Source organism: Candidatus Pyrohabitans sp., from assembly GCF_054014795.1.
In genome coordinates, this window is the sequence record NZ_JBPMGE010000072.1 from 1 (window position 1) to 4122 (window position 4122).

The 4122-nt window shown below is 50.9% G+C and carries 5 protein-coding genes; 3 read left to right on the plus strand and 2 right to left on the minus strand.

Features of this window, described 5'->3' with window-relative positions; all coding sequences use genetic code 11:
- The first annotated feature begins 3 nt into the window (after positions 1-3).
- Positions 4-162: a CheW domain-containing protein gene (locus tag ACXJJW_RS07555; RefSeq protein ID WP_456475133.1), complete on the plus strand. Its 159-nt coding sequence runs from the start codon at positions 4-6 to the stop codon at positions 160-162.
- 5 nt (positions 163-167) lie between these two features.
- Here the strand turns inward: ACXJJW_RS07555 and ACXJJW_RS07560 are convergent, their stop codons facing one another.
- Entirely contained in the window at positions 168-719 is a 552-nt protein-coding gene (locus ACXJJW_RS07560; RefSeq protein ID WP_456475129.1) for a hypothetical protein, read from the minus strand.
- 52 nt (positions 720-771) lie between these two features.
- A complete protein-coding gene (locus ACXJJW_RS07565; RefSeq protein WP_456475130.1) occupies positions 772-2031 on the minus strand; it encodes a hypothetical protein in 1260 nt (419 codons plus the stop codon).
- A 191-nt stretch (positions 2032-2222) separates the two neighbouring features.
- Between ACXJJW_RS07565 and ACXJJW_RS07570 the strand changes: the two genes are divergently transcribed.
- Together ACXJJW_RS07570 and tes are read left to right on the plus strand one after the other, a co-directional pair.
- On the plus strand, positions 2223-2651 hold the full coding sequence (locus ACXJJW_RS07570) for a thioredoxin domain-containing protein (RefSeq protein WP_456475131.1): 429 nt from the start codon (positions 2223-2225) through the stop codon (positions 2649-2651).
- Positions 2652-2837: 186 nt separating this feature from the next.
- The coding region (gene tes / locus ACXJJW_RS07575) for a tetraether lipid synthase Tes (RefSeq protein WP_456475132.1) at positions 2838-4122 on the plus strand (1285 nt) is incomplete at its 3' end.

Below are 4122 nucleotides of genomic sequence, written 5' to 3' on the forward strand. Positions count from 1 at the left end.
GGAGTGCTGCACCTGGCAGAAAAGGAAATTTCACCACCACCAGTGGGAGGTGAGAGGGAGTTCGTGAAGGGAGTGGGAAAAATTAAGGAAAAGTTGATGATACTCCTGGATATAGATAAAATGATAAGAGGAGGAAACGCTGAAATTATGAGCCCCGCATAAAATTGCTACTTCCACCGCTTCATTAATATTAAAAGCACGCCAATACCTGCAATCGCCACCGCCGCTGCATACCTCAGGGAAAATCCTTCTTCTTTGTATATCACCTTTGGCAGGAAGGTCACATTCCTCCACACCAGTGAGCCTTCCCTGACTTCGCTTGGCTCAGGCTCGGCCGCGATTAGTTTGCTCTCTGCGGGAAGGTTTACTGTTATGGTTATCGGCTTAATATTTGTCAGGTTCCTTGCCTCAGTTTCCCGGGTTTCGCCCTGCTTTTTTGCAAATTCGCCGCAATCCACAAGTATTGTGACCCTGTCCTTCTGAGGTACTATGAGGAAATCCTCTATAGCCCAGCAGAAGAGCGAAGCCATGCGCTCGCCTACTATTGCCTGGAGCATGGGATTCTGCAGTATTCGCGTGAGATTCTCAATGTCTTCCACGTCTTTTATCTCATAGGTTATCTCCGCCTTTCCCTCCTCCTGGAGGTCAACCACAAGGGTTGGTTCTGCAAAGACATAAGAAGGCAACACAATGAGAAGCAAAAAAAGTAATTTCCTCATAACCCCACCATGAATAACTCAAAAAAATAAAAAAGGGGAAGGTCTGAGACCTTCAGTATCCTAGAGCGGCCTCCTGTGGCCAGGCGAGGTCTATGCCGCAGTGCAGTGCAATACCAGTCTCTGGTTCATCCAGCAAGCCGAGGTTCACCAGCACCCGTGTCTCGGGGTCGATGAACTTGCTCAGGTCTGCGCCTATCTCGGCATGGCAGGAGTTGCAGACGTCGTAGGTATCAACCTCCTTGCCTGTCTGCACATCCTTTATTTTGAGAAGCTTCTTCTCAATGGCGTCCAGCACCATTATTGCGCTGCTCGTCGGGTCGCTTGGCGGATGGCGGATTGCAGAGATGGCAAATCTCGCATCTTTGGTAAAGGTCACATCGTGCGGATTGCCGGGAACCTTGATAGCCTCGACAGGCTCATCCTTGACGGTATCGTAGATTATTATGTATCCCTCGCCAATGCCCGGGGCGCCTGGAATTGGGAAGTTGTAGGGCTTGCCCCCTTTGAATTCGTTGGCAGCCGTCTGCCACAGGTAGCGGCCTCTGGGCTCAATCTCGCCTATGTGTATGAAGTAGCCGTTCATCTCTGTGAGGTCAATCCTCTTTTCAACCTCACCGGTCTTGAGGTTGACCTTGTCTAGCACACCACTCGCCATGTTCGCGGCATAGAGGTACTTGCCGTCTCTGGTTACCTCGGCGGTGCAAAGGAAGACATCCACAGGTATCTTGTCCACCTTTGTGTGCTTCTGGGTGTCGTATACCAGCACAGCACCGCTTGCTATGCTCGAAACGTATAGGAGCCTGCCGTCAGGACTGAAGCTTGAGCCGCAGTGCAGGTTGTCTTCACTGCCCCCGAGTTCCTTCCATTCCACATTCTTGGCCACGTAGCTTCCAAAGCGTTTGAGTTTGCCAAAGGGTGTCTTGTCAAAGGTCAGCCCCACCGCCTCAAGGTCAATCTCAGCTATGGTGCCGTCAAGAGGCGCCCAGTAGAGCATTTTCCCGTCCTTGCTTATGGAAACTGCGTGGGAGGCCTTGTCGCTGCCATAACCCTGAGCCTTGAGCCTTGCGGGCCCGGCAACCACGCGCACCTCCTTTGTTCGCGGGTTTATCTCCAGGTCAGTTACTGAAAGATGTCCACCGTGCCCATTGGTATATACCCTCATCTTGTAGGTAGGCACCGCTGGCTTTTCCACTGCAGGCTTCTCCACCTTTTCCACAGGCTTCTCTGCCGGTTTCTGTGCACATCCTGCGCTGAGTACTCCGAAAAACAAAACTAAACCTAAAAGTACTGCCAGAGTCTTAGGCTTTGCCACATGTTCACCTCCTTTCCGAAGCCTGTAAGGCTTCATATAAGATTCTATTTAACACCTATATAAATTTTTCCGGTTTAAATTATAAATTATCTTAAATATGCTTAAATTATCGCAAGGCGTCAATTATACATCCCTGAAACAATCACCTGCACTCTCCCGAACCGATTGGGCAAATGTTTTATTATACGGTGTTGATTACTCCTGAAAAGGAGTGTGGTGATGTGCTGAAGGTATCGGCTGTACTTGTGATTGCCCTTCTATTTTCAGCCTGCATCACTGAAAGGAGCAATGCCTCAGGGATACATTTTGACACCCGCGAAGATTATGAAAAGGCACTAAAGAGCGGGAAGCCCACCATCGTCGAGTTCTCTGCCACCTGGTGCGGCCTTTGCCTCCGCATGGACCCAACAGTCGAGAAGATGAAGACCAAATACGGAGACAGGGTAAACATAATAAATCTGAACTATGACAGGGAGAAAGCCCTGGTGAAGAAGTACGGAGTAAGGGGAACGCCCACATTTGTACTTTTCGACTCAAAGGGAGAGTTTGCAGGTGGCGCAGTGGGGTATATACCGGAGGATAAATTTGAGGATATGATAATCGAGCTTCTGGAAAAATAAAGGGCCCCTCCAGGCTTTCCGGGACGATTACGATATGCAATGTCAAAACCACCAAAAATGTGAGGAGGGCAATTTTACTGCGGGTTATTTGAGGGGTGGCCTAGGTTTCAAGGAAAAAGCGAAAACTTAAATATCAGGAGAAATAAAGATACTTTAACCAATTTTTTTAACCCGGGAGGATGGACAATGGAAAGCCAGAGTGGACTGTTTAATTTCGGTTTTGGCCAATATGTGAATACTGGCTTTCTCTCAAGTCTCGCAGGGGAAGATGCAAGGATTCTGCGCTATACATCATCGCTCTGCCCCGAGTGTGCCTCAGAGAAGAAATTCTCTGAAATGGTTATTGACGCGGTGGTTTATGAGAAGGAGGGTAAGGTGTGGATAGCAAAGCACTGCACCACCCACGGCATCACCAGGGAGATTTACTGGGAAGATGCTGCGATGTACCACTTCGCAAGCCGGTTCGCTGACGGTGGTTTAAAACTTCTCAACCCCCATGTAGAGGAACACCTGGCTGGGTGTCCGCTGAAGTGCGGTCTGTGTGAAGAGCATGAGTCCCATACAGGGCTGGCGAACATCGTCGTCACAAACCGCTGCAATCTCGCCTGCTGGTACTGCTTCTTCTATGCAAAGGATGGCGACAGGATATATGAGCCCTCGCTGGAGAGGATTAGATTCATGCTACGCGTGCTCAGAAATGAACGTCCCGTGGGCACAGAGGCGGTGCAGCTTACGGGTGGGGAGCCGACCCTGCGGGAGGACATCGTGGAGATAGTCTCTGCCTGCCGTGAAGCCGGCTTCCAGCACATCCTGCTCAACACCAACGGCATAGAGCTATCGCGCAACCTGGAGCTTATGAGGAGGATAAAGGAGGTGGGAAGCAGGCACGGGCACATAATACTGTACATGAGCTTTGACGGGGTGTCGCGCAGCACAAACCCCAAAAACTACTATGAGGTGCCCGGGGTTATACGCAATGCGCGAATCGCCGGCATGAATATGATGCTCGTTCCAACGGTCATTCGCGGGGTTAACGACCACGAGCTGGGTGATATACTTCGCTTCGCCTTCGCTAACCTCGACGTGGTGCGCGGTGTCAACTTCCAGCCGGTGTCCCTTGTGGGGAGAATGCCCCGTAAGGAGCGCGAGAGGCGGCGCATAACAATACCAGGAGTTATAAAGGCGATAGAGGAGCAGACCTCAGGCGCTATAGCGAGGGAGGACTTCTTCCCTGTGCCGAGTACCACCCGCCTAACCGACTTCATGGAGGCGATTTTCGCTAGGCCCAAGTACCGCCTGTCCACGCACTTCGCGTGCGGCATGGCAACCTACGCTTTCAAGCAGGGAGACAAGCTTGTGCCCCTCACGCGATTCTTCGATGTGGAGGGCTTCCTGGAGTTCCTGCATGAGCTCAATTTTGAGGTTGAGCATTCCAGGCTCAAGCTTGCGGGCAAAGGTATCTCCATAATTA

Excerpts from the sequence above, each read along its gene's own strand:
- ACXJJW_RS07560 (WP_456475129.1), bottom strand. The coding sequence starts at position 719 with ATGAGGAAATTACTTTTTTTGCTTCTCATTGTGTTGCCTTCTTATGTC.